This window comes from Streptosporangium sp. NPDC000563, from assembly GCF_040299985.1.
Classification (GTDB): domain Bacteria; phylum Actinomycetota; class Actinomycetes; order Streptosporangiales; family Streptosporangiaceae; genus Streptosporangium.
This window is the reverse complement of the sequence record NZ_JBEPDA010000004.1, coordinates 293,158-307,714: the sequence shown is the minus strand read 5'-3', so window position 1 is coordinate 307,714 and position 14,557 is coordinate 293,158. Positions and strand designations below refer to the sequence as shown.

The window sequence follows — 14,557 nt, the reverse complement described above, 5'->3', positions numbered from 1 at the left end:
GGAGAAATGGCTCTTTCGCGAGGGAACGGGGCGGCCAGGTGCGAACACCGAAGGGGTGCACTGGCGGGGACGCGCTCATCGGAAAAGGTGGCGTAGCCGGATCAGCCGATCGCTACGCGGAGCACGGTCCTGAAGGTGCCACGATCAGGCGCGGCGGCGAGGTCGAGGGGACGGGGGGCGGCGTTGAAGTTCAGGTGGTCGGTGCCGACAGGGGGTCCACCGACGTGGTGACGCGGTGATCCATGAGGGGATCTCCTCTCCATCTCGTCTACCGGGTTAGCTGACGGGTTCGGGCGGTGGAGTTGCCCTACCGCCGCGCGTTCGCGGCGGATTCACCCCGGAAAATTGGTTCCCCGGCTCCGGAGCCCTGCGGGCCCTCGGGATTCGACGTCGGCCGGCCGCCTCCTCTTGTGAAGGGCAGGTCGCCAACCGATAACAGTGGACACTACCCACCAAACCGGACAAAGCAAAGCAAACACCATGAAAAACCCAGAAGATCTACCTACAAGCTTCAAGGAAGCCCCATCGATCGCCCCGCCAGGTCGGCACCCGCCCTACCAGCGAGAACGCCTTCCCCAACCCGGTATCCGCCGCGAGAACCCCCGCCCCGGACCCGTACGAGGGCCTTCCCGCCGGCGGCCGGCACCCCCGCCCGCGGGACGAAGCTCCTCCCCCGAGACCCACACAGGGCCTCCTCACCGGGGGTCGACAGCCCATCGCGGGACCCTCACCGAGACCCGCACGGGATCTCCCCCACCCCGCGGGTCATCCCCGTCCGGTCAGTCCCACCAGAACGACCAGGCGTTCCTGCCCTTGATCTGCTCGGCGTAGTCGACGAGGGTCCCCGCTCCCTGGATGATGCTGTCGGGGCAGAACGTCCAGTGTTCCGCCGCGACGTGCAGGGCGTGCTCGGAGGTCGTCGGCGGCGCGGCGACGCTGAGGTCGAGGGTGTTGAACCCCATTCCGACCACCCGCACCCCGAACCTCTCCTCCCAGCTCCGTACGACGGCCGCGAGCGGGACCATCCACTCGTTGTGGTTCAGGGCGCCCTGCCAGCCCATCACGGCCAGGGCGTCGGCCCCGCGCTCCACCGCGACGAGCCCGAGCGGGGTCCTGCGCTCGGCCACCAGCCCGGCGTACCAGTCGGCGACCACACCGGGATCGGCGGCGAGCCTTCCCGCCGGCGCCGGGCCCGGACACTCGGGACCGTAGGGATCAAGGAGTTCGAGCTGGTCCAGGGTCGCCCTCTCGATCCAGTCGGACCACACCTCGGCCATGAACGCGGCGGCGTTGTAGTTGTCGATCTGAGCGGCGGTGTCGGGGGCGATCTGACCCGCCGACCAGGGCTGGACGGAGTCCTCCAGCAGGACCGGCCACAGGCCCGACTGCTCGTGCTGAGCCCTCAACCGGGCCCAGTACTCACCGGAGACCGTCACCTCACTCAGCCAGAACGCCGGACGGCGACGGACCGCGAGCTGAGCGTAACCGGGGTCGGGCCACACCACGTCCCCCGGCGGCAACTCCACCGAGAGCCTCCTGCCCCCGCCTCCCCCGTCCCCCTCGCCTTCGTGGGCTCCTTCTCCCCCATCGGCGAACAACTGGCCCAGAACTGGCGGGAGTCTCTTACGCTCGCAATCGCTCATCTCTACCGATCCGATCCTGACCACGGATCAATTTTGGCCTGTCAACCACCCCGAGGGACAGTTCTGCCCTGGTCCAGGCAAAAATTATCGGTACAGAGAGGAACGAAGCCGAGCGGGTGCCACCCCTCCACGCCCGACGAATGCTCAACGAGGCCGTTCGGGGCCGCACGTCACGTCCGCGAGGGCGCCGTGAGTCTCGGGGGTAATGGACAGGCCCGCGAAGCCGGAGAGCTAGGGCTCGAAGAGCACCAGGGGATGGCGCCGCGTCATCTCCAGGACCACGCGGCACACCTCCCCCGCCCGTGGGAAGACCGCGTTCATCAGCACGAAGTCCTCCCCCACGGTGAGCGGCTCGGACCACGGTGAGGCGCCGTAGTTCTCGACGGTCAGGTCGGGGAAGAGCGCCGTCAACTCCTCGTAGAAGGCCGCCACCTCCGGGCGCGGCTCACCGGGCGCGGCTCCGCTCTCGTCCCAGGCGAGATATCGAAGAAGGGCCTCCCGCGCGGTGATCGGTCCGGCCGCGAACCAGACTCCGAGATCAAAGCTCACACCATGTCCTCGTCGTCCTCGTCGTCCTCGTCGTCGCCTGCCCAGCCGTCGAATCCTACGTGCCCGGCGGACACCTGATATGCGCGAACCGTACGGAAAGATCGACGCCCGAGATGCGCGACCGGCGCGGAAGGATCGACGTCTGGAATGCGCGACCGGCGCGGAGGACGGACACCTTTATATACGCGGCCGACGAGGAGGGGGCGCGGTGGGCCAGGACAACGCGAAAAGGGGGCACGCGTGTCCATGAGCGAGGCTAAATGTCGGTGGCGGGCCGTACCCTGCCGGCGTGATCATTATCTCCGGCTGGATCCGTGTCGACCCCGATGCCCGTGACGACTACCTCAAGGGATGCGTGAGCGTGATCGAGCAGGCCCGCGCCGCGTCCGGCTGCCTCGACTTCACGCTCGGCGCCGACCTCGTCGACACCGGCCGGATCAACGTCTACGAGCGCTGGGAGTCGGAGGAGACCCTCGACGCCTTCCGGGGTTCCGGGCCGAGCGACGGCCAGGAGACGATGATCCGCGACGCCGAGGTGTCTCGCTACCAGATCTCCGGCGTCGGCCCCGCCTGAGCGGGAGGCGACAGATCTCCCCTCCACCGGGTAGGGGACGGCGACGCGGTTCAGGGTCCGGGGTCCGGCAGACTGGATATGACAGAAAGGGGTTCTCGTCATGACCGACAAGCCCATCCTGGAGCCCAGCCCCAGTCACCCGATCACGATCACGCCGAACCCGGCCCGGATCGTCGTCTCGGTGGCCGGCCGGGTGGTCGCCGACTCGCGGAGCGCGTTGACACTGCGGGAGGCGGCGTACCCGCCGGTGCAGTACATCCCGATCACCGACGTCGACCGCTCGCTGCTGGAGCGGACCGACACCGCCACCTACTGTCCTTTCAAGGGCGACGCGAGTTACTACACCGTCACGGTGGACGGGAAGCAGGCGGTGGACGCGGTGTGGTTCTACGAGTCGCCGCATCCGGCCGTCGCCGAGATCAAGGACCACGTCGCCTTCTATCCCGACCGGGTCGACTCCATCGTCGAGGAACCGGCCGCCTGAGCGTCTCCCGGCGCGAGTGCGCCGGGAGACCCATCGATCAGAAGACTGCGTGCAGCCGAATCGCCTTCGAAATGCTCGCTCGACACCAGGCAGGACACAACCCAGATCGGGAACCAGACCTATTTGCGGTGAATGAGGAGGCGATGTGCCTCCTGCATTTCTTTCGGCAGATCGTGTGGCGCGAACCATCTCGCCTCCAGGATCTCGAAGTCGTCGAGCTTGAGCGTTCCACCGACGAGCTCGGCCTCGTACGCCACCTCCAGGCGGAGCCTGTAGCCGCTCTTGAGCTGCACGAGCTCTCCGACGTCGACCTTCAGGCCGGTCTCCTCGCGCACCTCGCGGCGGACCGTGTCCTCGAAGGTCTCCGACCTGTTCGCGCACCCGGTGGGCAACCCCCACTGCCTGCCCATCGGCCAGAAACGATGCTTCAGCAGAAGCACGTTGCCGTCCGCGTCACGGACGATCCCGGTCACCCCGACCGTGAACTTGGCGTGCCGGAGCCAGAGGATGCGCCACTGGAGCGAACCGTTGACGAGCCTCCAGGGCCGGACGATCAGCTTCTTCACGGTAGGTCCCATCTACGGGTCGGCGCCTGTCTGAAGGCTGGACGCTATCGGGAAAAGACGACGCGGCGCCGCCGGTTGGCCCCGTCTCGTACGAGGCCGACGACGGTTCGATCGGGTTCGCCCCGCTGAACATCCGGCACCTGACCGGGAGGTCTCCGTCGTGGGCCGGCAATCCCCCGCCACGGACCGGGATCGCCGTTCGGCGAAACCGATCGACTCCCCGAGTTTGATCACGTTAGCGTGGCCGCATGCTCGAACCGCGCACCGACCGTCTCCTGCTCCGCCAGTGGCGAGACTCCGACCTGGCCCCCTGGGCCGCGATGAACGCCGACCCCGAGGTCAGGGAACACTTCCCGGACCTGCTGACACATGAGCAGAGTGCCGCCTTCCTCACCCGCATCCAGGAAGAAATCGGCAGGCGGGGCTACGGGTGGTGGGCGGTGGAGGTCGTGGCGACCGGTGAGTTCATCGGCTTCACCGGCCTGAATCCGGTCGAGGGCATGCCGTTCACCGGCGTGGAGATCGGCTGGCGGCTGGCGCGCTCGGCATGGGGCCACGGCTACGCCACCGAGGCCGCCCTGGCCTGCCTGACCTTCGGTTTCGAGACCCTCGAACTGCCGGAGATCGTCGCGATGGCCACCACCACCAACCTGCGGTCCCACGCGGTGATGCGCCGGATCGGCATGACCCGTGACCCCGACGCCGACTTCGACCACCCGAACGTGCCCGAGGGGCCGCTACGCCGGCATGTGCTGTACCGGATTCGCCGATGAGGCGCCGGCGATCGGCCATCTGGCGAGGTTAAACGCCGCTCACCGCGCGAAGTGCCGTATCAGCGCGCTCACCACCACGTCAGTGTGGGCTCACACGATTGCTCGGACTTCTTGTCCCGGCTCGTCCCGAGACCGTTACTGGACGCACAGAACCCCCGACCGGTGACCGATCGGGGGTTGCGATAGCGAAGAGGTCGAAATTCTCCTCGCCATTAAGGGATAACCCGAAATGGTTCAATCCCGACAATCAGCTCATACGGTCAAAGTTTCCCGCCTTGATGCCATGAACGAAGGACCGCCACCCGGTGGAGGTGAAGAGCAGGTGGGGGCCGTTCGGGTCCTTGCTGTCGCGGACCGCGACCGCGCCGGACAGGTTGGTGGCAACCTCGACACACTGGCCACCATTCGGGCCGGACCGCGATGACTTCCGCCAGACGGCGGACCTCAGATCCATTTTCGCCTCACCTTCTTTGGAAGATGTCCGACCTTCCAGGGGGTGATCAGACCAGGCGGTCGAACTTCCCGGACTTGATGCCGCCGACGAAAGCTCCCCACTGCGCGAGAGTGAAGAGCAGCTTGGCGCCGTGTGGATCCCTGCTGTCGCGAACCGCGACGACGCCAGGGAGGTTGGCAGCGACCTCGACGCATTGCCCACCGTTCGAGCCGGAGCGGGACGACTTCCGCCATATGGCGGCACTCAGGTCCATTTCTCCTCGATTCGTGTAGACAGCACCCGAGTTCCCGAAGAGATCAGACCAGCCGGTCAAACTCGCCGGACTTGATGCCGCTGACGAAGATCCGCCACTCGCCAGGAGTGAAGAGCAGGTTGGGACCGTGCGGGTCCTTGCTGTCGCGGACCGCGACCGCACCGGGCAGATTCGCGGCGACCTCGACGCACTGGCCGCCGTTGTCTCCGGACAGCGAAGACTTCCGCCATACCGCGACGCTCAGGTCCATTCCTGCCTCGCTTCCTCGATCATTTTGAGGGACATATGGTCAGGATAAGCCCATCGACGTATCGCTTCATAGCGATTCCATATCGCGGTTACGCGGATAGGGTCGGCCGAATTCTGTCCATCTATCGAGGAGTCCACGTGAATCGCGTCCGGCTGCCCACCTGGGAGTTCCGCGATCATGAAAGCACCCAGTACACCGGACAGGCAGAGCTGATCGACGAGTTGGATGGAGATGGAAGGGCGCTGAGCTACCTCCAGCAAGTAACCAAGCTGTTCCCGCATCACCTCCGGGCCGCCGACATTACGGCGCAGCACGCTTTCATCGATGAGAACGAGGAAAAGCGGCGGATTGTCCCCTTCGAGGATTTTCTTACGCCACATGCGTGCCTTGACCCGCTCCTCCAACTCCTCCGGGGTGATCCGAGGGGCATTCTTGAAGATCGCTCGGGCGTACGCCTCGGTCTGCAGGAGACCGGGGATGAGCAGCGGATCCCACGAGCGCAGGACGAGGGCGAACGGCTCGACCTCCTGAGCCCAGCTCATGAACCAGACCGGGCCGCCGTGACGGGCGACGATGTGTTCGCGCAGGTCCGTGAAGTACGTGCTGCCGTCTGAGCCGAAGAGGATGTCCAGGCGTTCGGCGTCGGACTTGGACGGGGTGCGGGCGGCGCTCTCCAGGCGGCTCACCTGAGTCTGGGTGCAGCCGAGACGTCTGCCCACGGCGGCCTGGGAGAGCTGGGCGGCCTCGCGCAGGCGGCGCATCTCGGCGCCGAAGCGCGCGCGGGGGGAGCCCGGGTCCGGGGGGATCTCGTCGCTCATCGCATTCCTCCTGAAATAGAGAAAAACGGATTTTTGGTTATAGCGGCGATTCCAGGCCCTGGCATGCGGAAACCCTCGCCAGACATTCCAGAGCATCCACCGGGGTGTCAATCCAGCCATGAATCCACCTGCCACGCGGGCAATCTAATCACACGTCCTCTCGATCCGACAGGACGAAAAAGAAAGCATCCTCATACTTTTAAATCAGGGACGAGAACGAGTTATGAATGATCAGAACGGCGACCTTTCGCGCCTCGGTCGTGTTCGCCGTACGCATCCGGAGGACAGAAGCGTCACGGCGATCGAGCGGCGTGCGCGATTCATTCATCTGACCCGGCTCAGCTGGGATCTGCACGGCCTCGGAGTGTGCACCTCGCTGGTCCTTCCGGTGGCCGGGCAGCCGATTCTGGAGATCCGGACGGGCACGGCACTGGTCAGGGTCACCGTCGTCCGGCGCCACTGCGGCTGGGCGTTCGTCTGGCGGCCCTGGTGGGCGCGGCTGTGGCAGCGCGGCGAATGGGTCTGGGCGGAAGCCGACAACGCGGCCGACATGATCATGTCGGCGGTGACCGCATGAGGTCCGAGCCGGAGGCGTCGGGGGAAGAGAGCGACCGTTCCGGGCATCGCGGTGAGGGGACCTCAACGATGTCATGCCGGGAAACGGGACGTCACGACGCGATGCCGTGGGCGGGTGGGCCGTACAGCGCGTGGCGGCAGGTCTTTCCCGGCAGGGTGGCATCCGTACCGGAGGTGCGGGCCTGGGCGCGGGACCTGCTGACCGGACGCGTCGCGGCCCCGGTGCTCGACGACGTGCTGCTCCTGCTGAGCGAGCTGACCACGAACGCGGTGGCCCACTCCGACTCCGGACGCACCACGGACGGCCGCCTCACCGTCTACCTGGCCCGTACCACCACGCTGGTCCACGTGGAGGTCACCGACGAAGGCTCCGCCACGAGCGCGCCCGCCGTACGCGTGCCGGAGGCCGACGACGACGGCGGGCGAGGGCTGTGGCTCGTCGACCTGCTCGCCACCGAGTGGGGATCCCACCACGACGGCACGGGCAGGTCGGTCTGGTACCAGGTCACGGGGTAGTGCCCAGGGCGGCGGAGGTCAGGTCAGCACGTCGAACGGGTTGACGACGGATACCCACGTGCCGGATAAGTCGTTGTTTTCCGAATGGCCAGAGTTCAGCGGAAATCGACTGCCTGGGGAAAGTCCTGATTTCGCGGGAAGTCCACGTCGTCGTCCCAGTCGGGGGCCGCGAGAAGAAATCGCCTGAAGTCCGGAGCGTCCCCTTCGAGGTGGCGGCATTCGGTGATGTCGATGACGTCGACCACCTGCTCTCCGTGCCGAGTACCCCTTTGAGGACCTTCGCTCACCGCACGACCTTTCTGAAGCGTTGTTTCGCCTCCTGAATCCGCCATCCGCTCGCCTGCGTCTTCTGTCGAGCCTGTCCGGATACAGAGTAGTCACAGCATGGGATCACGTGGGCGGTCTTGGCAGCCCCGAGCTCGGTGTGGGTTATGAGGCTCCTACCTGCATGATCGGACGGGCGGCACGATCGGCAGCCTCTCTCATCTGATTCGGGAGGCCGCTCTCCAAGCCCTCCCGGACAGCACCGAGAAGATCAGTCGTCGATCTTGTCGGTGTTGCAACCCGCCGAATGATTTTGTGATAGTCGATCCATGGAATCGGCTGATGGCGGAAACCAGCAGGAGCTACTCGACGAGCAGATCATCTACTACCGGGCGATTGCCACAGAATACGAGCGTCATGCTCTCCCCTTTCCCGGAGCCTCTGAGCTGTCGGCGGCGCTTGATGCGTTCCGGCCGACCGGCAGCGTGCTCGAACTCGCCTGCGGCCCAGGCAGATGGACCGCCCAACTGCTCCAGCACGCCACCGATGTCACGGCCGTGGACGCGTCTCCGGAAATGCTCGCTCTCGCCTCGACGCGGGTGGGCGAGGACGAGCGGGTGCGCTTCGTGTCGGCCGACCTGTTTCGCTGGCAGCCGGACCGTCGTTACGACGTCGTCTTCTTCGGGTTCTGGCTGTCGCACGTTCCGCCAGAACGTTTCGCGTCCTTCTGGTCGCTGGTGGCCGACTGCCTAAAGCCGGAGGGGCGGGTGTTCTTCGTCGACGACGGCTACCGCACCGCCGACGAACTCATCGAGGGCGAGCAATCCGCGACCATACAACGCCGGCTCATGGACGGGACCGCTTACCGGATCGTCAAAGTCCCGCACCGCCCGTCGGACCTCGAACGGCAACTTGAGCAGATCGGATGGCGCATCAAGATTCACTCGACCTCTGGGCCGTTCTACTGGGGAGCAGGAAAGCGGTCCTGACCTCAAGAAACCGCCACCTTCGATGGGACGACCTCGGACCGCGTCTCATTCGATGACCATTGGCGAACCACAGGTCGGGATGTCGGCACTCGACTGGTCCAGAGGGAAGTCACACTCGGACGGGTAGCCGTCCGGCTCCAGGAGGTGGCTCACTGGAACCGGAGGGGGCGGTTCGAGCAGGTGGTCAGTTGGCCCAGGTGGCGTTTTTCAGGATGGTGGCGAGGCCGGGGGTGGCCCACTGGTCGATGATGAGGATCTTCGACTGGGGCAGATACCACTCGCGCTGCTTGAACGTCGACTTCTGCTCGCCGCCGCTGTAGGTCACGCACCGGCCCGGCCAGATCCGGTAGTGCGCCTTGTGGGCGACCCCGATGTTGCGGTAGCCGACCGCGATCGCCTTGCCGATGACCTGGCCGTACTTGGGGTTGGTCGCGCAGGGCACCACGTCGGAGGCCGGGTAGTACGGGCCCTGTGTGGGGTCGTATCGCCGGAAGCCTTCTCCCCCGGACTTGAGGGCCTTCGGTCCCATCACCCAGAAGCTGTCACATTTCGGCTGGAAGTAGCCGCCGTTGGGCCGCGCACAGGCACCGGTCACCACCCGGACCTGGTCCGCGGTCCCGTACACCCGCCAGGAGTTCGGGATCTCCAACGTCAAACCGCCGCGCAGCCGGAGCAGCGCGGTGGAGGAACTCGCGGACGCGGGGAGCTGGGCCGCCAGCACGGCGGCTCCGGCGACGGCGGCCAGCGTGATCGTTCTCTTCATCATGACGGCGATGCTATTGATCCCGACTTGCGGGGGATTTGCATATCTCTTGCGACGGGAATCTCGCGGCAGAGAGGCGGTGAGGCAGCAGCGTCTGCTCGCCACCGCCCCGCTCCCGGTCGGCGAGGACGACACCGCCGGGATCCTGCACCGTTCCCTCACCCTCGGCTGAGGGAACGGTGTGCGGGCGGCGGTCAAAAGGTGGGTACGCCGCAGGTTCGAACGCTCCGCGACCCGAGAGAACAGGTGCTCACGCGGGGTCCTTGCCGTCAGGCGGGGATGAGCAGGGTGCTCAGCAAGTCGTCCAGGCTGATCAGGCCGACCAGGGCGCCATCGGGGGTACGGACAAGCGCCAACTGTCTGTGGGCGACACGCAGTGTGGTCACGGCCTCGGAAACCGAGACGGTGGAGGGCAGTTCGGGCAGGCGGTAGGCGAGATCGCCCGCGCGAGAGGTGGCCCCGCGACGGCGGGCCAGGTAGGCGTCGCGCACGTGTACGACGCCTACCGCCTCACCGGCGTCGTCCCGGACGATCAGGCGGGTGCGGCCGGTGCGGGCGCAGGTGTCGATCACCTCCTGGCAGGAGTCGTCGGCCGCGACCGCGATGATGCCGTCCGCGGGGGTGACCAGCGGGGCGATCTCGGCGACCGGAGCGCGCAGTGCCTGGGTGAGCACGGCGTGGTCGGTGGTCTCGATGAGACCCAGCCGTCGCGACTCCTCCACCAGACGCTGCAGCTGGGCGGGGGTGCGCGGGTTGGAGATCTCATCACGCGGCTCGACCCGGAACAGGCGCAGCAGGTGGTTGCTGACACCGTTGAGCGTGGTCAGGATCGGCCGTACCGCCACGGTGAAGCCGCGAAACGGCAGCGCCAGGATGGTGGCCGAGCGCTCGGGGTGGGCGATGGCCCACGACTTGGGAGCCATCTCGCCGATGACCATGTGCAGGAATGTCACGATCGCCAGCGCGATCACGAAGGCGACCGCGTGCGCGGCGGCCTCGGGCAGGCCCAGGTCGTGAAACAGCGGGGTCAGACTTCCCGCGATCAGCGGTTCGGAGACCACGCCGAGGCCCAGCGAGCACAACGTGATGCCCAGCTGCGCTCCGGCGAGCATCAGCGACAGCTCGCGGATGCCCTTGACCGCCGCGGCCGCGGCCTTGCTGCCGTGCGCGGCGGCTTTCTCCAGCCGGTGCCGTTTCGCGGCGACCAGTGCGAACTCGGAGGCGACGAAGAAGCCGTTGCCGATCAGCAGGGCGACGGTGAGGGCCAGGCCCAGGGGCAGGTTCACCTTTCCTCGCTCTCGTCGGACTGAAGCCGTCCGTGGGCCTGCTCACCTGCGGGGCCGAGGCGGCGCAGGGGGTGTAGCCGTACCCGTTCGGGAACGTGCCGGTCCAAGGTCAACACCTCGATCTCGACGTGGGTGGGCGCGTTATCGGCCGTGGAGGGCACCAACTCCACGGTGACCACGTCGCCGGGGACGGCGAAACGGCCCAGGCGATCCAGCACCAGACCGCCGACGGTGTCGTAGTCGTCCTCGTCGGGCAGCTCCAGCCCGGTCTTCAGGGCGACCTCGTCGATGCGCAGCTCCGCCTCGATCTCCCAGTCCTCGCCGGTGTGGAGCACGGCGGGGATGTCGAGGTCGTTTTCGTCGGCGATCTCCCCGACCAGCTCTTCCGCGACGTCCTCCCAGGTGACGAGCCCGCTCAGGCCGCCGTGCTCGTCCAGGACGCAGGCGACCTCCTGCCCGCGGGCGTGCATCTGCGCCACCAGGTCCGGCAGCGAGGTCGAGAACGGCACCACCAGCACGTCGCGGGCGATGTCGGCGACGTGCGTGCCCGCGGCCCGCTGCGGTGACAGCGCGGCCAGCTCGCGCAGGCTCACCATGCCGACCAGGTCGTCCACGCCGTCACCGCCGAGCACCGGGTAGTGGGTGTGTCCGTGGCGGGCGATGATCTCGTCCAGCTCAGGGACCAGCGTCGAGCCGCTGACGGCGATGACGTTCGCACGCGCGACCATGACCTCCTCGGCGGTGTGGTCGGAGAAGGCCAGCGCCCGCTCCAGTAGGTCGGCCTGCTCGCCGGGCAGGTGCCCGTGCGCCTCGGACTCGCCGATGATGTGCCCGAGCTCCTCCAGGGTGGCACCGTGGTGCAGTTCCTCGACCGGTTCGATGCCGACCGCCCGCAACAACCTGTTGGCGGTCGAGTCGAACAGTTTGATGATCGGCCCGGCGATCATCAGGTAGACGAGGGTGGAGGAGGCCAGCGCGCGGGCCAGCGGCTCGGGCCTGGCCAGCGCGAGGTTCTTGGGCGCGAGCTCACCCAGCACCATCTGGATGATCGTGGCGATGACAAAACCGATCACCAGGGCGACGGCGTCGACCGCGCCGCCCAGTCCTGCGGCCACCAGCGCGGGGGCGACCAGCTCGGCCAGCGCGGGTTTGGCGATGAAACCGACGACCAGCGCGGTGACGGTGATGCCGAGCTGGGCACCCGAGAGCATGAACGACAGCCGCTCCATGACCTTGATGGCCTTGGCCGCCTTCTTGTCGCCGGCGGCCGCCTGCTGGGACAGGGCCAGCCTGTCGGCGGTGACGTAGGCGAATTCCTGGGCGACGAAGTAACCGGTCGCCAGGGTCAGCACAAACACGGCCAGGAGGCCGAGGGCGATACTCACCGCGAACCCCTGTCCCGTGATCGACAATCTTCGTGGTGTCCCGCTCTATGGCATGAGTCCGACGACACGGACATCATCACCTGGCTCTCTCCTCGGTTCCAGTGAACCGTTTCGGCTGATCCGGACACCGTCGGCCCGGGTGGTCTCACCATGCTGTGGACCCCTGCGGGACAAAACGACGGCGACATGTTCGCCCAGGCCAACGTCTCACCTGCCGGCCGAGTGCCCGGTTGTGAGGCAGGTCATACCTCGATCGTCTCGCCGATCCCTGTTCGCACGTGTTTACGATCATCGTTGTCGCAGTCTCGCCCCCAGCAGGAGCTGACCACTTGCCAGACCGAGAACGGGTACGTTCCTCCCTCGAAAACCCCCTCGTCGAACGTTTCGTCATCGCCGTCATCGTCTTCAACGCCATCACGATCGGCGCCGAGACCTCCCCCTTCCTCATCGAGCGGATCGGGGGCCTGCTGCACGTCGCCGACCGGATCGTGGTCGCGATCTTCGTCGTCGAACTCGTCGCCCGCCTGTACGCCTACCGTGGCGCGTTCTTCAAGGATCCCTGGAACTGGTTCGACACCGTCATTGTGGCCATCGCGCTGGTGCCCGCCTCCGGCCCGGCCTCGGTCCTGCGGGCGTTGCGCATCCTGCGCGCGCTGCGGCTGGTCGCGGCCGTTCCCAGCATGCGCAAGGTCGTCAACGCCCTGCTCGCCGCCACCCCCGGCATGGCCTCCATCGTCGGGCTGCTCGCCCTGGTGATGTACGTCTTCGCCGTCCTCGCCACCCAGTTGTTCGGCGAGGTGGCCCCCGACTACTTCGACGAACTGCCCACCTCGCTGTTCAGCCTGTTCCAGGTCATGACGGGCGAGGCCTGGCCCGACATCGCCGATCAGGTGATGGACGAAATCCCTTGGGCCTGGACTTTCTTCGTCATCTACATCCTGATGACGACCTTCGTGGTGCTCAACCTTTTCGTCGCCGTGGTGGTCAACGCGATGGACGACTACAACACCTCCGCCGAGGAGCAGCGGACCGAGGACAAGCTCAACACCGTGCTGAAGGAACTCTCCCGGCTGAACGCCACGGTCGAGGCGATGCGGGCCCCCGGCACAACCAACACTGCGGACGCGGCGGACACGGTGGACACAACGGACATGACACCCGCACCTCGGCAGGAATCGTGCACCTGTGACCTCCGCGCCAGGTGAGACACGTTTTTCTTACCTGCCGATTCGGCATGGGACATCGGGAACCCGGGCCACGGAGTGATCGTTTCCATCTCGACCGTCACACCAGACAGAGAGAGGAAACCGTGATCTTCAAACGGATGCTGGGGGCTTTCGGGGTCGGAGCTCCCTCGGTTGACACCGTGCTGGCCGCGCCGAGGGTGCGGCCCGGCGAGCTGCTGAGCGGCGAGGTGCGTGTCAAGGGCGGCGACTTCGACGCCGACATCGAGTACATCGCCCTCGGCCTGGTCACCAGGATGGAGTCTGAGCACGGCGAGGGTGAGCAGACGGGCCTGGTGGAGTTCTTCCGTACGCAGGTCAGCGGGCCGTTCCGGCTGCGCAGCGGCGAGGACAGGGTGGTGCCGTTCCAGCTGCCGGTGCCGTGGGAGGCTCCCGTCACCGAGGTGATGGGCCAGCGCCTGCACGGCATGGTCATGGGGGTGCGCACCGAGCTCGCGATCGCCGCGGCCGTCGACAAGGGCGACATGGACCCGGTCGAGATCGCACCGCTCGTCTCCCAGCAGGCCGTGCTCGACGCGTTCGTGCGGCTCGGCTTCCACTTCAAGAGCGCCGACATCGAGCACGGTCACCTCTACGGTGTCAGCCAGCAGCTGCCGTTCTACCAGGAGATCGAGTTCTACCCGCCGCCCGCGTACGCCGGGCAGATCAACGAGGTCGAGCTCACCTTCGTCGCCAGTCCCGTGGGCCTGGACGTCATCGTGGAGGCCGACAAGCGCTCCGGCGGCTACAGCTCCGGTGGGGACGCCTTCGGTCGCTGGCAGACCAGCCACGACGAGGCCCCGCACCGTGACTGGGCCGCCGAGATCAACGGCTGGCTCGCCGCTCTCGCCCAGAACGGGCACGGCGGCTTCCACGCCGGCGGCCACGACCCCTACGGCGGTCACGGCGGCGGACCCTACGGTGGTCACCACGACCCGTACGCCCACCAGGGCGGCGGCCACTACGGCGGTCACCATGGAGGCCATCACGGTGGCCACGGCAGCGGGCCTGGCTGGGGTGGCGTCGCCGCGGCCGGGGCGGCCGGTGTGGTCGGCGGCTTCGTCGCGGCCGAGATCGTCGACGAGATCTTCGAGGACGACGAGGGCGAGGACGAGTAGTGGGACCTCGGTGAGATCGACCCGTCGATCTCACCGAGGTCCCACCGGAGAGGCCACACCGCCGGGCCCGTCT

19 protein-coding genes and 1 riboswitch are annotated in these 14,557 nt (G+C 67.0%); of the genes, 8 read left to right on the top strand and 11 right to left on the bottom strand.

What is annotated here, in order from left to right; translation table 11 throughout:
• Positions 1-250: 250 nt before the first annotated feature.
• A riboswitch (cyclic di-AMP (ydaO/yuaA leader) is annotated at positions 251-400 on the bottom strand.
• Between the two features lie 379 nt (positions 401-779).
• Together ABT352_RS14230 and ABT352_RS14225 are read right to left on the bottom strand one after the other, a co-directional pair.
• Complete coding sequence (locus ABT352_RS14230) at positions 780-1,526, bottom strand: DUF4253 domain-containing protein (protein WP_350945226.1); 747 nt, start codon at positions 1,524-1,526, stop codon at positions 780-782.
• A 348-nt stretch (positions 1,527-1,874) separates the two neighbouring features.
• Positions 1,875-2,192, bottom strand: coding sequence for a hypothetical protein (locus ABT352_RS14225; protein ID WP_350945225.1), 318 nt, complete (start codon positions 2,190-2,192; stop codon positions 1,875-1,877).
• Positions 2,193-2,481: 289 nt separating this feature from the next.
• On the opposite strand from ABT352_RS14225, the gene ABT352_RS14220 reads away from it, so the two are divergent.
• Both ABT352_RS14220 and ABT352_RS14215 read left to right on the top strand, forming a co-directional pair.
• Positions 2,482-2,766, top strand: a complete 285-nt coding sequence (locus tag ABT352_RS14220) for a putative quinol monooxygenase (protein ID WP_350945224.1) — start codon at positions 2,482-2,484, stop codon at positions 2,764-2,766.
• Between the two features lie 100 nt (positions 2,767-2,866).
• Positions 2,867-3,250 (top strand): DUF427 domain-containing protein, encoded by a 384-nt coding sequence (locus tag ABT352_RS14215; RefSeq protein ID WP_350945223.1) that lies wholly within the window; start codon positions 2,867-2,869, stop codon positions 3,248-3,250.
• Positions 3,251-3,369: 119 nt separating this feature from the next.
• On the opposite strand, the gene ABT352_RS14210 is transcribed toward ABT352_RS14215, so the two are convergent.
• Positions 3,370-3,816, bottom strand: a complete 447-nt coding sequence (locus ABT352_RS14210) for an NUDIX domain-containing protein (protein ID WP_350945222.1) — start codon at positions 3,814-3,816, stop codon at positions 3,370-3,372.
• 248 nt (positions 3,817-4,064) lie between these two features.
• Here ABT352_RS14210 and ABT352_RS14205 point away from each other — a divergent pair, with 248 nt between their 5' ends.
• Complete coding sequence (locus tag ABT352_RS14205) at positions 4,065-4,589, top strand: GNAT family N-acetyltransferase (protein WP_350945221.1); 525 nt, start codon at positions 4,065-4,067, stop codon at positions 4,587-4,589.
• A 247-nt stretch (positions 4,590-4,836) separates the two neighbouring features.
• Here ABT352_RS14205 and ABT352_RS14200 read toward each other — a convergent pair whose 3' ends face one another.
• From ABT352_RS14200 to ABT352_RS14185, 4 genes are read right to left on the bottom strand one after another with little or no spacing between them, the layout of a single operon-like run.
• On the bottom strand, positions 4,837-5,043 hold the full coding sequence (locus ABT352_RS14200) for a DUF397 domain-containing protein (protein WP_350945220.1): 207 nt from the start codon (positions 5,041-5,043) through the stop codon (positions 4,837-4,839).
• A gap of 46 nt (positions 5,044-5,089) precedes the next feature.
• The gene (locus ABT352_RS14195) at positions 5,090-5,296 is read right to left on the bottom strand and encodes a DUF397 domain-containing protein (protein WP_350945219.1); all 207 of its coding nucleotides are present in this window, start codon (positions 5,294-5,296) and stop codon (positions 5,090-5,092) included.
• Positions 5,297-5,339: 43 nt separating this feature from the next.
• Positions 5,340-5,546 carry a DUF397 domain-containing protein gene (locus ABT352_RS14190; RefSeq protein ID WP_350945218.1) on the bottom strand — a complete coding sequence of 69 codons (207 nt, stop codon included), beginning with the start codon at positions 5,544-5,546 and terminating at the stop codon, positions 5,340-5,342.
• Positions 5,537-6,364: a helix-turn-helix domain-containing protein gene (locus ABT352_RS14185; RefSeq protein ID WP_350945217.1), complete on the bottom strand. Its 828-nt coding sequence runs from the start codon at positions 6,362-6,364 to the stop codon at positions 5,537-5,539. The genes ABT352_RS14190 and ABT352_RS14185 overlap by 10 nt, the downstream gene beginning before the upstream one ends.
• 223 nt (positions 6,365-6,587) lie before the next feature.
• Between ABT352_RS14185 and ABT352_RS14180 the strand changes: the two genes are divergently transcribed.
• Both ABT352_RS14180 and ABT352_RS14175 read left to right on the top strand, forming a co-directional pair.
• Complete coding sequence (locus tag ABT352_RS14180) at positions 6,588-6,941, top strand: hypothetical protein (protein WP_350945216.1); 354 nt, start codon at positions 6,588-6,590, stop codon at positions 6,939-6,941.
• Between the two features lie 68 nt (positions 6,942-7,009).
• Positions 7,010-7,456, top strand: a complete 447-nt coding sequence (locus tag ABT352_RS14175) for an ATP-binding protein (protein ID WP_350945215.1) — start codon at positions 7,010-7,012, stop codon at positions 7,454-7,456.
• A gap of 95 nt (positions 7,457-7,551) precedes the next feature.
• Here the strand turns inward: ABT352_RS14175 and ABT352_RS14170 are convergent, their stop codons facing one another.
• Positions 7,552-7,701, bottom strand: coding sequence for a hypothetical protein (locus ABT352_RS14170; protein ID WP_350945214.1), 150 nt, complete (start codon positions 7,699-7,701; stop codon positions 7,552-7,554).
• Between the two features lie 348 nt (positions 7,702-8,049).
• Between ABT352_RS14170 and ABT352_RS14165 the strand changes: the two genes are divergently transcribed.
• Positions 8,050-8,709, top strand: coding sequence for a class I SAM-dependent methyltransferase (locus ABT352_RS14165; RefSeq protein ID WP_350945213.1), 660 nt, complete (start codon positions 8,050-8,052; stop codon positions 8,707-8,709).
• A gap of 184 nt (positions 8,710-8,893) precedes the next feature.
• Here ABT352_RS14165 and ABT352_RS14160 read toward each other — a convergent pair whose 3' ends face one another.
• The 3 genes from ABT352_RS14160 to ABT352_RS14150 all read right to left on the bottom strand — a co-directional run bounded on the left by ABT352_RS14160 (position 8,894) and on the right by ABT352_RS14150 (position 12,143).
• Positions 8,894-9,475: a hypothetical protein gene (locus ABT352_RS14160; protein WP_350945212.1), complete on the bottom strand. Its 582-nt coding sequence runs from the start codon at positions 9,473-9,475 to the stop codon at positions 8,894-8,896.
• 266 nt (positions 9,476-9,741) lie between these two features.
• On the bottom strand, positions 9,742-10,758 hold the full coding sequence (locus ABT352_RS14155; protein WP_350945211.1) for a hemolysin family protein: 1,017 nt from the start codon (positions 10,756-10,758) through the stop codon (positions 9,742-9,744).
• Complete coding sequence (locus tag ABT352_RS14150) at positions 10,755-12,143, bottom strand: hemolysin family protein (RefSeq protein ID WP_350945210.1); 1,389 nt, start codon at positions 12,141-12,143, stop codon at positions 10,755-10,757. Before ABT352_RS14150 ends, ABT352_RS14155 begins: the two co-directional genes overlap by 4 nt.
• Positions 12,144-12,472: 329 nt before the next feature.
• Between ABT352_RS14150 and ABT352_RS14145 the strand changes: the two genes are divergently transcribed.
• Complete coding sequence (locus ABT352_RS14145; RefSeq protein WP_350945209.1) at positions 12,473-13,348, top strand: ion transporter; 876 nt, start codon at positions 12,473-12,475, stop codon at positions 13,346-13,348.
• Between the two features lie 104 nt (positions 13,349-13,452).
• Positions 13,453-14,484, top strand: a complete 1,032-nt coding sequence (locus ABT352_RS14140) for a sporulation protein (protein WP_350945208.1) — start codon at positions 13,453-13,455, stop codon at positions 14,482-14,484.
• Positions 14,485-14,557: the final 73 nt, after the last annotated feature.

Coding starts and splice junctions, on each gene's coding strand:
- ABT352_RS14215 (WP_350945223.1), top strand. CDS start 2,867: ATGACCGACAAGCCCATCCTGGAGCCCAGCCCCAGTCACCCGATCACG.
- ABT352_RS14205 (WP_350945221.1), top strand. CDS start 4,065: ATGCTCGAACCGCGCACCGACCGTCTCCTGCTCCGCCAGTGGCGAGAC.
- ABT352_RS14200 (WP_350945220.1), bottom strand. CDS start 5,043: ATGGATCTGAGGTCCGCCGTCTGGCGGAAGTCATCGCGGTCCGGCCCG.
- ABT352_RS14195 (WP_350945219.1), bottom strand. CDS start 5,296: ATGGACCTGAGTGCCGCCATATGGCGGAAGTCGTCCCGCTCCGGCTCG.
- ABT352_RS14190 (WP_350945218.1), bottom strand. CDS start 5,546: ATGGACCTGAGCGTCGCGGTATGGCGGAAGTCTTCGCTGTCCGGAGAC.
- ABT352_RS14185 (WP_350945217.1), bottom strand. CDS start 6,364: ATGAGCGACGAGATCCCCCCGGACCCGGGCTCCCCCCGCGCGCGCTTC.
- ABT352_RS14180 (WP_350945216.1), top strand. CDS start 6,588: ATGAATGATCAGAACGGCGACCTTTCGCGCCTCGGTCGTGTTCGCCGT.
- ABT352_RS14175 (WP_350945215.1), top strand. CDS start 7,010: ATGTCATGCCGGGAAACGGGACGTCACGACGCGATGCCGTGGGCGGGT.
- ABT352_RS14165 (WP_350945213.1), top strand. CDS start 8,050: ATGGAATCGGCTGATGGCGGAAACCAGCAGGAGCTACTCGACGAGCAG.
- ABT352_RS14160 (WP_350945212.1), bottom strand. CDS start 9,475: ATGATGAAGAGAACGATCACGCTGGCCGCCGTCGCCGGAGCCGCCGTG.